This is a genomic window from Herpetosiphon sp. NSE202 (assembly GCF_042688385.1).
Lineage (GTDB): Bacteria > Chloroflexota > Chloroflexia > Chloroflexales > Herpetosiphonaceae > Herpetosiphon.
The window spans coordinates 145,808-163,598 of sequence record NZ_JBHUPY010000013.1; the positions used below are offsets into that span (position 1 = coordinate 145,808).

Sequence of the window (17,791 nt, forward strand, 5' to 3'; positions counted from 1 at the left end):
CTTATCCTCGCATCTGAACACTCACATTGTGTTCAGCTAAACGTTCGATCATTTCAAAACAAACCCGCGCATGGTGATAGGGGCATTCCCACGGGCCAACTTTTGGAATCGCTCCCAATGGTTGGTTTTGGGCATCTAAAATCTTGAACCAATCGCCATGATCGTGGTCGATAAAATAGCGTTGAATAAAATTCCAACTGTCGTAGGCGGCTTGGGCAAACTCTTGGTTGCCGGTAGCCTGATAGGCGTTGTAGAAGCCAACGACGGCTTCTGCTTGCGGCCACCAATGGCGTTCGAAGTTGATTGAGCCATCGGCTGCACGCTCGTGAATAATGCTGCCATCGGCGTGACGACCATTGCGATAGACTGCTTCGGCCATGCCAATTGCCAAGGTTTCGGCTTTGGCAATCAGGCAAGCATCGCCCAGCACATGGGCTGCTTCCATCAACAACCAACTGCCTTCAATGTCGTGGCCATACGAAATACCATGTTCGCTGTGGTTCCATTGATCATCGAAAAACAGGTGAAAGCGGCCTTGCACGGGATCGATAATGTGTTCACAGCAGGCTTCGATTAAACTGGCTAATTGCTGACGCACATCGGCCACATCCCAGACCCGCAGCAGGTTGGCATAGGCTTCCATCATATGCAGCATGGTGTTCATGGTTTTGCGGGCTTCTGGCTCAAGCTTGCTCAGGCGGCTATCGCCAAGTGGCTGCCAAACCCGATCACAACCCTCGATATAGCCACCATAGGCTGGGTCAAAGGCATGATTTTCGAGCAAGTGGAAAATTTCCTGGGCCATTGCCAAGGCGCTCTGATCGCCAGTGGCGCGCACGTATTCTGCCAAACCGTAGATAGCAAACGACTGGGCATAGGTTTGTTTATGCTCGGCCAAAGGCTGGCCGTTGGCATCAATCGACCAATACAATCCGCCGTAGGTTTTATCCCAAAACGCCTGTTTAAGATAGGCATAGGCATACTCAGCCACCGCCAAATCGCGTGGGTCGCCAAGCGTACGATATGCACATGCAAACGTCCAAAGAATCCGGCCACATAATACGGCTGAGCGAGGAAACTCATTATGGATTGTCAGATCGTTGGTTAAGCCGCCATAAAAGCCACCATGCTCGTGATCAAGCGTGTGGTTTGCCCAAAATGGCAAAATATTGCCCAACACTTCGTCGCGAAACTGAGCTTGCCAAATTTCGCGCACGCCATGATCAAAGCCGCCATCTACGAGATTCGCCATTATTCTATTCCTTCTGGCGCTTCGGGCAGACGGGCAGCGAGGAGCAAATCGAGTAAATCACGGTCAACGGAGTAGCCATCAACAACGTCGTAGCGGGCATGTGGTCGGCCATGATTGATAATTCCAAATGCGCCTTCGAACTCCCATAGACCGAAGCCCCAACCAAATTCTTGATAAACGCTGAGAATATCGCGGAACCAGCGCAGCGCCACATCGTTGGGTGTGCGGTTATAGCAGCCGAATTCACCGATATGGATGGCGACGTTCCGCGCTTGTACGTCGCGCCATGAACGGTAAAACTCGACTAAGCCTGCCCGATCCCAATAATGATTGTGCCACTCTAATGGATATGTTGGTGCCGCTAAACCTTCGTGCCCATCCCACCAACTAGCTTGGTAGTGGCTCACCGCCATTGGTTGATAGCCGCGCCCGCTGTGGGTTACGCCCAAGTCAGCTAGTTCGGGCATTGCCAAGTGGCCACCACCCAGCCCATCGATTACAATTGCCCGTTGCGGGTCAACTGCACGAATTGCAGCAACTGTCCGTCGCATGATCGCCGCATGGTTGAGTCGCGTCAAGCCATATTGGTCGATATTTGGCGGTTCGTTGAGCAAATCGAAGCTTAATTCGCCAGCAGTAATGCCTTTGTAGCGTTGGGCGAAATATTCCCAGAGCCACACGAAGCCATCCTGGGCTTCAGCATCTTGCCATAAATTATGCCGTTCGAGATCGTTCCCATTGATACAATATCCGGGCGCTCGATGCAAGTTTAGGCTCACATGCAGGCCATATTCGCGACAAGCGGCGATGTAACGGTCAATATACTCGATGATCGTCTCATCGGGGTTGGTATATTGCCAATCGCGCGTCCAAAACCAATAATTGGTTGGAATCCGAATAAAATTAAAGCCCTGCTTGGCGATCCAGTTCAAGGCGTTGTGATCTGGTTCTGCTGGCAACTTGCCCTGAACATAATGATACATCCATTGTAAATTGAAGCCGTAATGAGGCATGAAACCATCCTTGGCAGGTATTTTTGCCAATAAAAAGCCACATAGGCCGCTGAGCGCCCCTATCACGCAGGCAAATCGTTGCTAATTGTGTGATAGCGGCTACCCAAGACCTACATGGCCAAACATTGTCAAGCAATAGGCGTTATTGCTTGACGAGTTTTAAGGCTAAATCGTAGTTGAAGCTTGGCACAGCAATCGTTGCGGCCTCTGCTTCAAGGGTAACCGTTGTCGAATCCGACCATGTGCCAGTTTGCGGATCATACCAAGTTGCTTGGTAGGTTCCTGCTTCAAGCCCGCTCAATTTGAGCGTCAAATCGGCATAGGTCGGCGGTACATATTCCCACGTATCGTTGAATTCGCGTTTTTTCAGCGCTTCTTCGTAGGCGTTGGTTAATGCTTCTGGCTCGTATTCGTTGCTACGCACCCACACCAGCGCTTGCGATTTGGTTTGCAAGGCCAGCGCGCGCGCCTTCAACGGCGAAACTTGGGCGCTGACTGGGCTAAAGCTGGTCAAATCTTGGTCTTTGAAAAATTTCGCCAACTTGTCATATTCACTCCACAAGTTATCGGGATCGACCAAGGTATCCCACCACCAATACATGCCGCTGCCAGCGAAGCCACTGAATGGCGCGGCCCACAAGCCTTGATGAAATTGCCAAAGATCGCGGTTGATCACCTCGTCGCGGCCTGTTGCTGCATAGCCAAGCTCGCTCACCAAGGCTGGTTTTTGTGGCGCAGCAGCGTTCAATTCACGCATCACTAATGGGAAGGCTTGGCCTAAATCGCGGCCTGTGTAATCGTGGTGTTGGGTGAAATTGATCTCTGGCTGAGTCCACATCGAGGTTGTCGTGTTGCTGGCGTAACTGGTCGAAACTAAATGTTGATAGGGATCAAACTGGGCCAAATGGCGCGTCATTTCGCTGACCCACGGCTGCATCAAGGCATCATTGATTGGGGTCCAGTTGGCCTCGTTCCACCATTCCCAAGCAAACAAACTTGGTGAATGCGCCCACCGCGCTGCGATGTAGCGTACCCGATGCTTGAACAATTCACGGGCTTGTAGGTCGGTGGCAAACAACTGTGGCTCGGCAATTGGCCCGCCGTTGGCCGCGTTGTAGGGATTCTTGGCCCATTCCGAATCGGTGCTCGTGCTGAATGCGCCATGATTGATTAAGGTTAACATAATTGTTATGTTGCGTTGTTCAGCCAATTTGAAAATTTGGTCGAGCATCCATGCTTGTTGCATGCGCTTGGAGTAATCGCCCAAGCCCGTGTCTTGCCATTCGATGCCAAACGACCACGAGGCCATCCAAATCCGCGCAATATTGCCACCGTTTTTGCTGAGTTGATCAAACCAGTGTTCGTACTCGCGCAAAATGCCTGCACCCTGCTGGGTTGGCCAGCCCAAATTCAGGCCGATTGGCATAAAGAACGAGCCATCTTGGCGGGCGAAATAGCGTGGATTGCTGCTATTGATCCGCACAAAGCCCGCCGATTGTTTATTCGACGAAACTTCGATTGTCATCACATCGCTGCTCAGCGCTGGTTTGGTTAGTTCGGCCTTAACTTGCCAAGCGCCTGGCTCGCTGGGCGTAAAGCGCACGCGCCACTCAGGGTTGCCCTTCGGCTGCAAGGTAATTTGATCAAAATCTTGATACCAAAAGGCTGGCACGCGATAAATTTGGCCAGTTGATGAGATAAAACTCACCATCAGATCGATTTGGTCAGGATCATAGGGATTGGTGACTTTGATGCCTGTATCGACGACCAACTCAATGGTGCCAAAGACCGCAGCATTGCCAGTTAAGGTGCGCAAGCTTAGGGTTTGGTCGCCACCAGAATCGCTGGCTTGACTACACGCGGCAATCAGCAACAGGAGAACCAGCCAAACCTGCGAGCGCTTGAACATCCGATGCATAATTCCTCCTGAACGACTTCAAATCTCAAAGCGGCGCAATTGGCTTATGGTTGCAAATTGCGATTCATGATCTCCGCTGCTTGATCTAAAGCATCTTGGGGATCAGCATTGTTGTAGACGACTTCTTGCAAGAGCTTTTGCACATCGCTGGTGCTTTCTTCCCAGCCGACGCACTTGGGTGGGCCTGCCGATTGCTCCAACAAGCCGCGAAAGCCTGCCTCGATGTTGGTTGGCAATTTGGCGGCGCTCAGCAAGGGCAAGCTTGGTGGCACATAATAGTTATTGGCGCTTTGAGCATAGGTCGATTGCGCGGCAACCGCTTCGTCGGTATACAAAAAGCGAATAAACTCGGCGGCAAGGTCTTTGTTCTGCGAGGCTTCCATTACGCCGATGACCCGCCCGCCCAGGAACGAAACGCTTTGGCCCTTGGGACTTTTGGGCAATGGCGCGACTGCCCATTTGCCTGCCAAGGCAGGGCGATTGAATTCGAGCGCTGCTACCGTCCATGTGCCAGCGTAACTCACCAAATAATCGCCGCTTTCGAGACCGCCCTCAATATCCAAGCTGGTATCGGTGGGAATCTGATATTTGGTGTACAGATCGCGGAAGTAGGTCAGGGCTTGCAAGCCAGCAGCCGAATTGATCGTTGCTTTGCTGCAATCGTCGCTATACAAACTGCCGCCAGCTGAATATAAAAAGGTAAAGTAGCTGATCCAGCCTGCATTATCCCAGCCAATGGCAAAGCCTTTTTTATTGATTGTTTTGGATTTTTCAAGCACTTTGGTGAGTTCTGTCCAGTTTTGGGGTGCTTGCTCCAAGCCAACCAAATCGCGCAGCAAATCGGTGCGATAGAACATGCCCATCAGCGCAACGTCGAGTTGTAAGGCATAGACCTCGCCTGTATCCAAGAATAACGAATCTTGGAGTTGGGGCAACATCTTCTGCTTAACTTCAGTCACCACCGCAGGATATTGTTTTTGCAAATCGATCATGCCGCCAAGTTTGCCAAACTCGATGCCCCACGACATGCCACCAGCCATCAAATCGGGGCCGCGATCGGCGGCGATGGCCTCAAGAATTTGGGTGTGAGCATCGCTCCAAGGCAGAGCTTGCACTTTAATCAAGACCCCAGGATTTTTCTGCACAAAGACATCTGCTGCTGCTTGAATCGAAAGCGCCTCAACATCGGAGCCGGTTGACCAAATGACCAAGGCTTTATCGGCTGAGTTAGCAAGGGCTGGAACAGCAGTCGGCGGGGTATCGGTGGGTAAACTGGTTGGGTTGACTTGGGTTGGTGGGGTCGCTGCTTGACCACATGCAGCCAAGATCAGCAGCACGATCAAGCTGAATCCAAAACTCCGAAACGGGTGGCGTGATTGTGGGTGCTTCTTGTGCATAACGCTGACCTCCCTTGGTCAATACATGCATCGATGCAGGCTGTTTGGATGTTGCAAGCTGTGCATCGACAACCCTGGCCAAACATGCTAAGTATATATGTTATCGCAAGTCCAGCGCTATGCTTGGGCAAGCACAATCTTCCTATTGCAGGGTAGGTAACGGTGTTGGCATTACCTACCCCCAATGGAACGCCGCCCTAGACCTATTGGCCTAGCCCAACCACCTGCTAGAGTTCTGAATTGGCTTTGAGGAAGCTCAACACTTCGTCAACTTGGGCAAAGGCAATTCCAGTGACTGTATCAGCGCAGCCATAGTAAATTGCAATCCGGCCTGTGGGTGCATCAGTCAAGGCTGCACAAGGGAAGGCCACATTTGGCACATCGCCAACGCATTCGTACAAGGTTTGGGGTGCAAGCAGATAAGGAGCTGTGCGATAGCGCACTTTCCATGGCTGCTCCAAATCGAGCAAAGCGGCCCCAAAGCTATAGACGAAGCCATTGCACGAGGTCAATACGCCGTGATAGAACAGCAACCAGCCTTCGCTGGTTTCGATTGGGGTTGGGCCAGCGCCAATCTTGGTGCTTTGCCAACCGCCTTTGGTGCCCATCACAAAGCGATGTTTGCCCCAGTGTTCCATATCGGGGCTTTCGCTATAGTAAATATCGCCAAACGGTGTGTGGCCATTATCGCTAGGGCGGCTGACCATAGCATATTTGCCATTGATCTTGCGCGGGAAGAGCACGCCATTGCGATTGAACGGCAAGAACGCATTTTCTAATTGATGAAATGTTTCAAAATCGTAGGTATAGGCCACGCCGATGGTTGGGCCATGATAGCCATTACACCAGGTGACATAATAGCGATCTTCAATCCAACAGACCCGTGGATCATAGCGATATTCAAATGCAGTTACTTCGGGATCGCCGGAAAATTGCAATGGCTCAGGATCAATTTCCCAATTTATTGCATCTTTGCTAAAGCCACGGTGAATGTTCATCACGCGGCGTTTATCATCGCAGCGAAACACACCAGCAAAGCCATCCTTGAAGGGCACAACAGCACTGTTGAAAATACTGTTTGAGGTTGGAATGGCATCACGGGGAATAACTGGATTGCCGCTGTAGCGCCAGACAACATCTGAATTACCGACTGGGCGGTCTTCCCATGGAATTGATGGGAGCGCACTTCCAAGCATAGTGGTGGATTGAAGCGTCGCTGCTTCCATAGCTGATACTCCTCCAAAGCAACCTATTTTGGTGGTTGCAAGCGTTGAACTGATTGGCGTTCAATCAGGCGCGGTCGCAGCGAAACTGTTGCTGGAGCCTGTTCCGGATACTCGGCTCGGTTGGCTAACAGTTGCACCGCAAAGCGGCCCATGCTGACTTTATCGACATGCATTGTGGTCAGCGCTGGGGCCAGATGCTGCGCCAGATCAATATTATCGAAACCAATAATTGATAAATCTTGGGGAATTTGGCGGTGCAAAGCTCGGGCAGCTTGGGCCGCGCCAATCGCCATCATATCGTTGGCACAAAAAAGCGCGGTGATTTGCGGATGGCGTTGCAACAGAATGCTCGACGTATCGCTACCTTCATGCATGGTGAGTAAGCAATCACCAAAATACTGATCATGGATGCCATGATCGGTTAAGGCTTGAATATAGCCCTTGCGACGTTCGGCAATGCTTGGGTAGGCCTCTTTGGTAGTGCCAATCACGCCAATATGCCGATGCCCATGGCTAATCAAATAGCTGACAGCTTCGTAGGCAGCACGAAAGTTATCCGAAACAACCGAATCGTAGACATGTTCATGGGAGTAGGCATCGACCAACACTGCTGGAATACCCTCACGTTGCAAGAGCTTGGTAATCGTTGCATCGGCAAATGCGCCAACCAACAAGACCCCATCAAGATGATCTTCGGAGAGCAAGCGGGGCATTTCTTGGGGATGATTTTCCATATCAACTGGCACGGTGGCGTACATCAAATTGATATGCATTTTGCGGCAAGCAGCCTCGATGCCTGCGACAATCGGCGCATAAAATGGGTTGGTCAGCGGGCTATCATCGCCAAGCGAAGCCTTAACGATCACCCCAGCATTATGCAACGATTGCGAAACCAACTTCTCATGGTTCAAGCGTTTGCGATAGCCAAGATCACGCGCAATATCCAACACGCGGCGACGGGTATCGTCGTTAATCCCAGGTTTGTCGCGTAATACTAATGAAACTGTTGCCAACGAGACACCGCTTTGCCGCGCAATGTCTTCCATCGTGATCCGCTGCGTCATACATGTTCTCCTAGTCACCTTTGAATAGGCTCTCATGATGCCATAAAATGCCGCTTTGGTTCGCAAGCGACTTTATTGAAAAATTTAGATCGTTTCAGCAAATCAATTCAGGTGATGATTCGGCTCAGCGGGAAGTGAGTTTGGGGCATGACCCAACTGTTGCTGGAAAATTCTATAAACTTTATCTAAAATTTTAGTAGAATTTCACTAAATATAGCGCATCGTAATTGAAATGTCAAGCTTAAATTTTAGTAATTATGCCCAAATTTGCATAGCGCTTTTAACATGATTTCAGGGCTTGGTTTTAGATCGGTGGGCCAAGCGAGGCTTAAACATTGGGTGCATGACAAGCAGCAAAAGCACGTTACAATATGAGCAAGAGCAAATGCTGCTCGTTGCGTTATCCAAGGGGTTTTCATGGATACAATTACACTCTTTGAAGCGCCCAAAGCTGCGCCAGCGGCTCCTCGCCGCCCTGCTTGGCTTAAGGCTCGCGCTCCGATAGGGGAAAACTACGAGGATGTGCATAGCCTTATGCGCGAACTCGATTTGCATACGGTCTGCGAAGAAGCCCATTGCCCCAATATTGGCGAATGTTGGAATCATCGCACAGCAACCTTTTTATTACTCGGCGATACCTGTACCCGCGGTTGTCGCTATTGCGCGATTGGCAAAGGCAAGCCCAAACCAATCGACGAACAAGAGCCTCAGCGGATTGCCGCTGCGGTTGCCCACCTCAAACTCAAGCATGTTGTGCTGACCTCAGTTAATCGCGATGATCAAGCTGATGGCGGCGCGCATATTTTTGCCGAATCGATCAATTTGATTCGCCAGCAATTGCCCGATTGCAAGGTCGAAGTGCTGATTCCCGATTTTGATGGCAACTGGGATGCCTTGCGGATTGTGCTTGATGCCAAGCCCGATGTGCTGAACCACAACATCGAAACTGTGCCACGCTTGTTCCGCAAGTTCCGACCACGAGCCAATTTCTATCAAAGCCTCGAATTGTTGCGCTTGGCCCGCGAGCTTCAGCCAACTATCGTCACCAAAAGTGGCTTGATGGTTGGCGCTGGCGAGACCGATGAAGAAGTGCTGACTGTGATGGATGCCTTGCGGCGCTCGGATGTTGATGTCATGACGATTGGCCAATATCTCTCGCCATCGGGCGATCACTGGGCGATTGATCGCTATGTGCCACCAGAAACCTTTACGTGGTTCCGCGAGCAAGGCTTGGCCCGTGGTTTCCGCCACGTCGAATCAGGCCCGATGGTGCGCTCGTCGTATCACGCTCACGAACATGTCGCCGATTTGTAGGAATTAGGGGTTGGGGAATGGTTATTAGGGATCTGGTTTTGTGCCCGATCCCTTTTTTGTAGCCCTCTGCGCCGCTGCGTTAACACTATGATCCACGAAGCGCACGAAGGATCGGAACCGCGAAGATCGCGAAGGCTGTTTTTTGGCCACGAATTCCACGAATTACACGAATAATAATTATTGTAGCCACAGATTACACATATTATTGGCTATTGGCTATTGGTACATGAGGTTAACCACCGCCTGATCCCCTCACCCCAACCCCTCTCCCACGGAGCGGGAGAGGGGCTTTAACGCCGTGGTTCTCCCGCAATACGTCGGTAAAAACCAGCGCTCCCCTCGCCCGCGTTCAGTGGGAGAGGGGTTGGGGGTGAGGGCATGCCATTGGTTGCCAATCTAATGAACTATTACAGCTATTGGCTATGAAGCCACGAATTCCACAAACAATTATCCGATAGCCAAAAGCCCATAGCTTATCGCCATACATTCTCTGCGCCTCTGCGTTAAATTTTTTGCCACGAAGGACATTTTAGCCACAGATTGTCACAGATTAGCCCAGATTATTAATTTCCTAGAGCCAAAAGCCCATAGCCTCATTCCTTGTACGTTAAAATCCAGCAAGAACCTGAACAAGGCCATAAATCTGTCTTCGTGTTCTTCGTGGTTAGAAATATTTATTCGCTTATTCTTGACCGAAGCCGCTCGTTTTTGGCCTGCGACTCATCGGCCATGGTCTGTTTGTACTCAATCAATTTGGTTTGCAAGGCGGCATCGGCGGTGGCCAAAATTTGCATTGCTAGCAAACCAGCGTTTTTGGCTTGGCCAATCGCGACGGTGGCAACTGGCACGCCACCAGGCATTTGCACAATCGACATCAAGGCATCAACACCCTGCAAATGACCAATCGGCACTGGCACGCCAATCACTGGCAACGGGGTATAGGCAGCCAGCATGCCTGGCAAGTGTGCCGCGCCGCCAGCGCCAGCAATAATTACTTTGAGGCCACGTTCGTGGGCAGTTTGGCCATATTCGGCCATCAGGGCAGGCGTGCGATGCGCCGAAACCACCCGCATTTCATACTCAATCGCAAACTCTTGGCATATGTTAGCTGCTGCTTGCATCGTGGCCAAATCCGAATCGCTGCCCATCACAATCCCAACAACGGCGCTCATAATTGTCCTTTCGCATGAAATAAAAATGCCAAGCCTTGATCGAGGATGCCGCGCCTTTGCAGCACCCGATTTGCGCCTGACAACGTGAATTTGTTCAAATTAAGCTGGTTCGGCCAGCACCTGTTCCAAGTGATCGACGGCGGCTTGGGCGCGCGCCTCAACTTCGCTGAGATCAGCTCCCACAGCGGTGATATGGCCAATTTTACGGCCTGGCTTGGCGCTACGTTTATCGTACCAATGCACATGCACTTGCGGTTGGAGTGCGGTTTGAATCAGGCTACTTTCCAATGCTCTGCTGGTTGGTGCAAGCACATTGACCATCACCGCGCTTTGTTGGCGCAACTGTGGATCGCCCAATGGCCAGCCCAGTGCCGCTCGAATGGTATTTTCGAACTGCGAGCAATAGCAGCCTTCAATCGAGTAGTGGCCTGTGTTGTGCGGACGTGGCGCAAGCTCGTTGACCAAAATCTGGCCCTTGCTGGTCAGAAACATCTCAACTGCCAAAATGCCTAAGCCGCCGAGTGCGGCTGCGGTTGCTTGGGCCACCTCTCGGGCTTGCTGCTGAATTGCTGCTGAGAAGGGCGCTGGCGCACGTACCACGCGACAAACTCCGCTTGGCTGATAGGTTTCAATCACTGGATAGACGCATTGCTCGCCGTTGACCGAGCGAATAATCAGGGTTGCTAGCTCGGCCTCGAAGGGAACCCAAGCTTCGACAAAAACCGGATTTTCAGGAAAACCCAAGGCTGCGCAGGCGCTGGCAATCTCATCGGCGCTACGAATTTTGGCAGTGCCTCGGCCATCGTAGCCATTGCGCCGTGTTTTGAGCATTAATGGAAAGCCGTGCTCGGCCCCGAAGGCTTCAACATCGCTTAGCGATTCGATTAAGCCCAAGCCTGGCACGGGCAAGCCTGCTGCTGCCAAGGTCAATTTCTGCTGCGCCTTATCCTCAATCAAGCCCAGGGTTGCTTGATCAGGCACCAGTTGCACCCCTTTGCTGGCGAGATAGGCCAGCTTTTCCGAGCCAATAAACTCGTTTTCGAGCACCACCACGTCAACTGCTTGGGCAAATTGATCAAGTAGTGCCCGATCATTCCAATCGCCAACCACCGCTTTGCTCACCAGCGCTGCTGGCTCATCTTTGCGATTGGCTAAAATAACGGTTTCAATTCCCAAGGGAATCGCCGCTTGCACCAACATTCGAGCTAATTGCCCGCCACCAAGAATGCCTAAACGTTTTGTCATAATGCCTTATTAGCTATAAGTTAATTTGATCCACGAAGCACACGAAGAGCACGAAGGCGAGTTGGGCATATGCTATGGGCTAAGTTCAACCATAGCATGCCCTCACCCCCTAGCCCGCCCGCGAGGCGAGGGGGCACCACGAAACCGGTGCTCCCCTCGCCCGCGTTCAGTGGGAGAGGGGTTGGGGGTGAGGGCATACCCCTCATTGCCAATCCAATAATACCAGTACAGATAGCCAATAGCCTCTATGTTCTATGCTCTATGCTCTATGTTCTTCTCCCCGATCCCCAGCTTCTAATAAAAATCAGCAAAGCCCTCGCGATCAAGCCGTTCGAGCATGGATTGAATTTTGGCCTGCGATTGCGGATAGGCTGTGAGCGCTTGGGCTAAACTCTGCAAGCCATTACGAAAGCGTTGGCTATCGTCGCCGCGCAATTTTGGCAATAATTTTTGCTTAATTTGCAAATCAAGCGCCGTGTTGAGCGGCATAATGCCCTCGGCTCCTTCCAAATAGCGCCCAATTTCTTCGACCGCCCGATAGCCAAATGGATGGCCAAGCCCTGCCAAAATTGGTTGCAATTCGAGTAATATTTGCCATGCAGTGGCATCAAACGGGCGACGATAACTACTACGCCAAGCCAGCAAATCCACCTCTGTGAGTTCGATCACATTCGCCCGATCGAGCAGTTTATCGCTCAGACTAAAGGTGCTTTCATCAACATTAACCGTGCCAATGATATGCACATTCAACGGCAAACGTAGCGGGTTGCGCACGCTCTCGCCATCAACGGTTTGGGCTACTTCCTGCGGAATCCCCAAATCAATCAGATGTTCGGCGGTTTCGAGCGCACTCAAAATGGGCGCTAAATAATATTCGGGCCGCGCCAAATTCAGCTCATCGAGGCATAAAAAATAGGGATAGGCCGGATCGGCGGCAGCGCGCAATAATAAACGCAAGGTTGGCGTTGGCTGAAAAGTTTGGGTCAGCGCATTGAAATAGCCCAATAAATCGCGGGCGTTATGCCAATCGGGCTGCACTGCCACCGCCAAATAATAGGGATTATCGCTGTGCGGCGCAATTTGATGCACTGCATCAGCGTAGACCCGCGTCAAACGGGTTTTGCCGGTGCCCGAAATACCGGGCAAAATCACCAATGGTTTGGTTTGCAGCGCAATGTGGTACGAGCGCAACACAGCCTCGGGATAGATAAAGCCACGTTGGCGAATGTTGGCACTAATTTCCTCGATGCTTGGGCTGTTGAAGCCCGTGGCGTAGCTTGGACGCGCTTCACGCACATGGCTCGGCGGCAATTCCCACTCTTCTTCGGCGATTTCCATAATTGCTTCGTTGAGCGGGAGCAAGGCCAAAATATGGTTAATCAATTGTTGATTAAACTGCTGGCTATCATCCAGCGCTTGCTGCCATGGGTAGCTCCAGCCCGCCCACAGATAATTGCTGGTGCGATTGGCCAGATAATCATCAAGCCAAAGCTGTTGCTCGGCATGCTCACCCCGAGTGTAGCGTACATCGGGCAAACTGCTAATTAGTGGCTCCCACAGCACCCGCCCGCGATCCCACACCGCTGCCAACTCGCGTTTGCGCTTATTCCACAGTTGAATGCCAACCAAAATCCGTTCTTCGCTGCCGCTGACCCCAAGGTAAATATGGCAGCCACGCGGTGGCCGATCGATCACCACATGATAATCTTCGATTGGATCACGTTGGCGGCCCCGATTGACCGCCCTGACCGATTTGGCGCTGACTTCATACAAGCCCCAAGTGTTGGGAAATTGGCGCGCAGCAACATTGGCAAGCTGCTCGGTGATGGCCACGAGAATTGGATGCAACTGCTCCTGCACTGCATTCCAACGCTCATTTACGCCCTCGACTTGCAAGCTTTGCAACGCTGCTGCATTCCATTGCATTGGCTCATTTTGGCTCACAACTAGGCTTCCTTATCGCGGCGCTTGAGCAACCACGCCGTCAAGGCAAAACATGCCAGCGTATAGGCAATCAAAATAAACCAAGTCAAGAAAATAAAGCCAGCGTTATAGGAATAATTGACCGTCGGAAAGACTTCGCAGTTTTGCGGCAGCGGCGGGCCAACACACTTGCCCGTGTCGTATGGCTCGGTTAAGCCGCCAATTGAGCCATAGGCTTGCATCGCCCAGCGACTGCCCACGAAGAACGAAAGCGGAGCCAAGGCCGAAGGCAAGGGCAACAAGGCCAGCGCAAACACAATTTGCGGAATTAGCGCAAATGGAATGATGCTCATGGCTTTATCCGATGAGCTAACCGAGGCCGAAATTAACAAGCCAACGCCCAAACCTGTTAGCGAGGTAAGGAAAGTCGTGATTAAAAAGCCGCCCCAAACCCCAAACGGCGCATGCGTAACCCCAATGTCGAAATCGACCTTGAAGTTTAATATCACCATCAAGATCACACTTTGGATGAGACATAAGCCGGAAAGCACAACAACTTTTGAAGCCAAATAGGGCACAATTTTGAGGTTTGCCAAGCGTTCACGCCGATAGATCGCGCCTTCTTTGGTAATTTCCCGCGCTGAGTTCAAAATGCCAAACCACACCGCAACCGCGCCTAACAAGAATGGAATCATGCGTGCATCGGCATAACGTGGGTCATGCAATGCATCGGCTTTGGCAACCAACAGCAAAATTAAGCTAATAATTGGCGCTTGCAACAGCAGAATTGCCAAATTTCGCCGATCGGCAGCGATCAAGCGCAAATAGCGTTTGGTCAAAATGCCAAATTGGCGCATTGCCGAAACTGGCGGCGGTTTTGGTCTGCCCGCTGGAGCCGCCGATGTTGGAATTGAGGTGCTGGCTTGATTTGGGTATGCACCTGGGATTGCCGCTTGTGGAATTGGCGCTTGCGGCGGAGTCATCACTGGCACTTGGGGCGCACGTTGCAGCCGTTCCCAAATATATTTGCGATAGGCCTCTGAGTTGCGGAAACGAATTTCCCATAGCTCGGAGAGCCGTGGCGCTTGGCGTACTTGGTTATTATGTTGCCGCCAAGTCTCAAATTCTTGCTTCAGCTCAGTTGTAATTAACGGATGGTTCGGGTCGGCATCGCCCTCAAGTTTGGTGTAAATATCGGCAAAATCGCCCGAGGTAACATTAAAGAAATGCAAGGCTTCGCTGGGTGGTCCAAACCAAACCATGCGTCCATCGGCCATAAACACCACATGATCGCATTGGGTGATGTTGGCGGTAGCGTGCGTCACCAAGACAATTGTGCGCCCTGAATCGGCCAATTGACGTAACGTGTACATCATCTTCTTTTCGAGGCCCGGGTCAAGCCCCGAAGTTGGTTCATCGAGAAAGAACAAGCTGGGGTCGGCCAACAGCTCGGAGCTAATTGAAACCCGTTTGCGCTGACCACCAGAAAGCTGATTAACTTGCTTGCCACGATGAGCGCTCATCTCAACATCTTTGAGAACCCGATCGATGCGGGTTTCGATTTCGCTGCTGGCAGTGTCGGCGGGCAGCCGCAACTTAGCGGTATAGCGCAAGGCCACATCAACCGGCAAGCTGCTATGCAAAATATCGTCTTGCGGCACATAGCCCAAAATAGCGCGATAGGCATCGAAGTTGGCATAATAATCGTCGCCATTGACCAAAACCGCGCCTTTGTTGGCCCGATTGTAGCCCGAAAGCGCGCCCATCAAGGTCGATTTGCCTGCGCCTGAGCCACCAACCAGCGCAATAAACTCGCGTGGCTCGATCACCAGCGACACGTTATTAAGGATGACCCGATTGCCGCCGACCAAGCGCACCAACGAATGGGCATCGATCCGCAAGGCCCCGCGTTGATCGAATTGATCAAGCGACATGCCATCGTAGACCAATTTAAATGGCCCGACTTGAATCACATCGCCGCGATTCAAGCGGGTTGCAGTGATTCGATTACCATTGACAAAGGTGCCGTTGGTGCTGCCAAGGTCGCGCACCTCGTGACCACCTTGGATGGCGCGAATTTCGGCATGATTGCGCGAAACCTGGGGATTGGGCAAATTGAGCGCCGAGCCTTCGCGGCCAATTGTGACTGCTGGCTTGTTGCTCAAATCAAAGCGGCTGACATGGCCAACCTCTGCTGGTGGCGTGGCAACCTGCTGATTGCGATAGGTCAAGGTAACAAAGTTACCGGTTACGGGGTCGCCAATCCGCACCGAATCGCCATCGTTGAAACTATGGCGTGGCACACGTTGGCTTTGGAAGAGCAGCCCGTTGGTGCTGCCAAGATCGACAATAACGTGGCGTTGACCTTCTGGCTCAATGCGCGCGTGATGCGATGAAACAAACCGCGATGACGCAATAATATCGTTATCGGGCTTGCGACCAAAGGTTATTGGCTGGTTGGCTAATGGAATCTGGCGGGGAGCCTGCCCAGTTTCTTGCACCTCTAAAAAGGCCATTGAGGAATGCAAGATGGTGGTAGCCCCACCGCCGAAGGCTGGGCTGGCTTGGTTTGGTGCGGCCTGTTGGGCTTTCCCACAACTTGGGCAAAACTTTGTATTAGGCTGAATGGCAGCACCGCAGTGAATACAGCGTGTCATCATTCCCCCTTAAATGCCAAGCTTCATGCAGCACGATTAACGCTATCTAGTGGCATGGATGAAGGCTGTGCTATAATCGCAGCATGTGAGCAGACTCAAACACGCGCATTATAGCACACTGCTCCAGACCACAACCGTTCCTGCCGAATGGGAGGTTGCTCGAATGAGCCTTGCAACGCCTACTGGCGCTCCATGCCCACGCTGTCATCGTCTGGTTGATGAAACGGCGCGTTTCTGTCGTCATTGCGGGTTTCCGCTGCGTTCAGTCGCAACGCCGCTCGCAGCGCCAGAACCAGCCGTGGCCGCCGAGCCGATGGATTATGAAGAAGTTGTTTTACCAGCACCACGCCGAATCCAGCTTGAAGGTGAGAAGATTAGCCTGCGAGCGTTGGAACAGATGGTGCATGCTGGCGTTGAATGGTGGCAGATGCGCCTGCAAACTGGTGAGGCAACCAGAGAAGAAGCCATCACAAGTATTGAAGAGTTGCGCAAAGCCCTTGGGAGCGTTAGCCATCAGTTGGCTCAAGGCCGCGAAACAATTCGCATTACCACCACATTAACGCCAGCCCGCCGCTTTCCGCTTGGCTGCTCGCGCTGCGGCAAGGGCAATCGGGTCAATGCACGCTATTGCATTGCCTGCGGTAATCCGTTGGTGGCCAATGCAGAAAAGGTCCAGCCTATGTCGCAAACACTTCGCTATACTGTTGGCCTGCTTTCCGATGTTGGTACACGTCGTTCAGTCAACCAAGATTCTGCCTTGGTCGAGCAATTTCGTTTGCGTGATGGCACGCCGGTGATCTGCTGTTTGGTAGCCGATGGCATGGGCGGTGCCCAAGGTGGCGAACGGGCCAGCGCCTTAGCCAGCCAAACGATTGTCAATCATTTACGCGATTATAGCCGTAATGTCGATCGCAGTTTTGATGGCTGGCGCGATGTGGTGCGGGCGGCAATTGCTGCGGCCAACAGCACAATCTTTCGCGAAGCAGAAGTTAAATCATCACTCCGTGGCATGGGCACGACGGTCGTGGTAGCGTTGGTTGTTGGCGAAAAAGCCTGGATTGGCAGCGTTGGTGATTCGCGGGTCTACCTGATTAACCGCAAAGGAGTCAGCGAAAAGACCCAACAAATTGCCCAAATTACCGTCGATCACACGATGGTGGCGCGCTTGGTTGATATTGGCGAGCTAACGCCTGAGGAAGCGCGCACCCATCCGCGTCGCCATGTGCTCTATCGCTCGGTTGGGGTTGAGGCCACAGTCGAATCGGATATGACCGAGCAACCGCTGGAAGCTGGCGATTGGCTGTTGCTTTGCTCAGATGGCTTGATTAACGAGCTTTCTGATGAAGAATTGCGTGATGCAGTTTTTGAAGCGTCATCACCGCAAGCATGTTGTGGCAGCTTGATTGCTATTGCCAATAGCCGCGGAGCACGCGATAATGTAACGGTGGTGCTGTTATCCGCCGAAGAGCGTACCAACCAGCAGCATTAGCGGCCTGAGGCTGAAACTAATTAAAGATAGAATGCGTCGTATGCTGTGACGGCCTTACGCCAGCGATCACATTCTGATCGTTTTGTCACGATTCTGGGCGCTTTTGAGCGCAACATCGTGC

The 17,791-nt window shown here is 52.0% G+C and carries 12 protein-coding genes; 2 read left to right on the plus strand and 10 right to left on the minus strand.

The annotated features are described in order from the left end of the window. Position 1: 1 nt before the first annotated feature. From ACFMKP_RS17085 to ACFMKP_RS17110, 6 genes are all read right to left on the minus strand, one after another. Positions 2 to 1,252, minus strand: coding sequence for an AGE family epimerase/isomerase (locus ACFMKP_RS17085; RefSeq protein WP_382293449.1), 1,251 nt, complete (start codon positions 1,250 to 1,252; stop codon positions 2 to 4). Then, positions 1,252 to 2,265, minus strand: a complete 1,014-nt coding sequence (locus tag ACFMKP_RS17090; protein ID WP_382293451.1) for a glycoside hydrolase family 5 protein — start codon at positions 2,263 to 2,265, stop codon at positions 1,252 to 1,254. The genes ACFMKP_RS17085 and ACFMKP_RS17090 overlap by 1 nt, the downstream gene beginning before the upstream one ends. Before the next feature lie 142 nt (positions 2,266 to 2,407). Next, entirely contained in the window at positions 2,408 to 4,183 is a 1,776-nt protein-coding gene (locus ACFMKP_RS17095; RefSeq protein ID WP_382293453.1) for a DUF5060 domain-containing protein, read from the minus strand. Positions 4,184 to 4,227: 44 nt separating this feature from the next. Continuing rightward, positions 4,228 to 5,580 (minus strand): sugar ABC transporter substrate-binding protein, encoded by a 1,353-nt coding sequence (locus tag ACFMKP_RS17100; protein ID WP_382293455.1) that lies wholly within the window; start codon positions 5,578 to 5,580, stop codon positions 4,228 to 4,230. A 227-nt stretch (positions 5,581 to 5,807) separates the two neighbouring features. Continuing rightward, positions 5,808 to 6,806 (minus strand): glycoside hydrolase family 130 protein, encoded by a 999-nt coding sequence (locus ACFMKP_RS17105; protein WP_382293457.1) that lies wholly within the window; start codon positions 6,804 to 6,806, stop codon positions 5,808 to 5,810. A 23-nt stretch (positions 6,807 to 6,829) separates the two neighbouring features. Continuing rightward, the gene (locus ACFMKP_RS17110) at positions 6,830 to 7,870 is read right to left on the minus strand and encodes a LacI family DNA-binding transcriptional regulator (RefSeq protein WP_382293459.1); all 1,041 of its coding nucleotides are present in this window, start codon (positions 7,868 to 7,870) and stop codon (positions 6,830 to 6,832) included. Between the two features lie 417 nt (positions 7,871 to 8,287). Here ACFMKP_RS17110 and lipA point away from each other — a divergent pair, with 417 nt between their 5' ends. Beyond that, positions 8,288 to 9,184 (plus strand): lipoyl synthase, encoded by an 897-nt coding sequence (gene lipA, locus ACFMKP_RS17115; protein WP_382293461.1) that lies wholly within the window; start codon positions 8,288 to 8,290, stop codon positions 9,182 to 9,184. A 674-nt stretch (positions 9,185 to 9,858) separates the two neighbouring features. Here lipA and purE read toward each other — a convergent pair. The 4 genes from purE to ACFMKP_RS17135 form a co-directional block, all read right to left on the minus strand. Next, positions 9,859 to 10,356: a 5-(carboxyamino)imidazole ribonucleotide mutase gene (purE, locus tag ACFMKP_RS17120; protein WP_382293463.1), complete on the minus strand. Its 498-nt coding sequence runs from the start codon at positions 10,354 to 10,356 to the stop codon at positions 9,859 to 9,861. Between the two features lie 99 nt (positions 10,357 to 10,455). After that, the gene (locus tag ACFMKP_RS17125; RefSeq protein WP_382293465.1) at positions 10,456 to 11,601 is read right to left on the minus strand and encodes a 5-(carboxyamino)imidazole ribonucleotide synthase; all 1,146 of its coding nucleotides are present in this window, start codon (positions 11,599 to 11,601) and stop codon (positions 10,456 to 10,458) included. A gap of 294 nt (positions 11,602 to 11,895) precedes the next feature. Beyond that, positions 11,896 to 13,545 (minus strand): McrB family protein, encoded by a 1,650-nt coding sequence (locus ACFMKP_RS17130; protein WP_382293467.1) that lies wholly within the window; start codon positions 13,543 to 13,545, stop codon positions 11,896 to 11,898. Positions 13,546 to 13,547: 2 nt separating this feature from the next. Continuing rightward, positions 13,548 to 16,184 (minus strand): FHA domain-containing protein, encoded by a 2,637-nt coding sequence (locus ACFMKP_RS17135; RefSeq protein WP_382293469.1) that lies wholly within the window; start codon positions 16,182 to 16,184, stop codon positions 13,548 to 13,550. Between the two features lie 160 nt (positions 16,185 to 16,344). On the opposite strand from ACFMKP_RS17135, the gene ACFMKP_RS17140 reads away from it, so the two are divergent. Then, complete coding sequence (locus ACFMKP_RS17140) at positions 16,345 to 17,670, plus strand: Stp1/IreP family PP2C-type Ser/Thr phosphatase (protein ID WP_054534181.1); 1,326 nt, start codon at positions 16,345 to 16,347, stop codon at positions 17,668 to 17,670. Positions 17,671 to 17,791 lie beyond the last annotated feature (121 nt).